We start from the raw sequence: 468 nt of genomic DNA, 5'->3' as shown, positions 1-468 counted from the left end.
AGAAGAGGTTGAGGAAGGAGCATTTGGGGTAAGGCGTTCCACGCTCCCAATTGCCCAAAGTCGAGTTCTACGGCGAAGGATCGGCGTCGATAAGATCCTGCCCGCAGGTTCCGTTTCCCGTCTATGCTCCCTGCGCTAGACTCCGCCTGAACAGGATCGACCGCCATGATCGTCCAGGCCTGCATCAACGGCGCCCGCGCCGCGGATTTCCACCTCGCCCTGCCGCTCGACCCGGATGCCATGGCACGCGACGGCGCGGCCTCGGTTGCGGCGGGTGCCGCCGAACTGCATGTGCATGCGCGCGGCGCCGACCGGCAGGAAAGCCTTGCCACGGAAGCGATGGACTGGACGATGACGGCGCTGCGCCGCGCCTGCCCCGGCACACTGATCGGCGTTTCGACCGGCGCCTGGATCGAGAAGGACGACAGGCGCACGATTGCGGCCATCGCCGGCTGGCATGAGCTGCCC

1 protein-coding gene is annotated in these 468 nt (G+C 66.7%); it reads left to right on the top strand.

The genetic code is table 11. The annotated features are described in order from the left end of the window. Nucleotides 1-165: 165 nt before the first annotated feature. Nucleotides 166-468 (top strand): 3-keto-5-aminohexanoate cleavage protein (locus EOA60_RS36900; protein ID WP_206628487.1); only part of this gene is annotated, 303 nt, incomplete at its 3' end.

The organism is Mesorhizobium sp. M1A.F.Ca.IN.020.06.1.1 (genome assembly GCF_004023265.1).
In the GTDB taxonomy this organism is placed as follows: domain Bacteria; phylum Pseudomonadota; class Alphaproteobacteria; order Rhizobiales; family Rhizobiaceae; genus Mesorhizobium.
The sequence above is the reverse complement of the archived record's forward strand: the minus strand, read 5'-3'. Positions and strand labels throughout refer to the sequence as shown.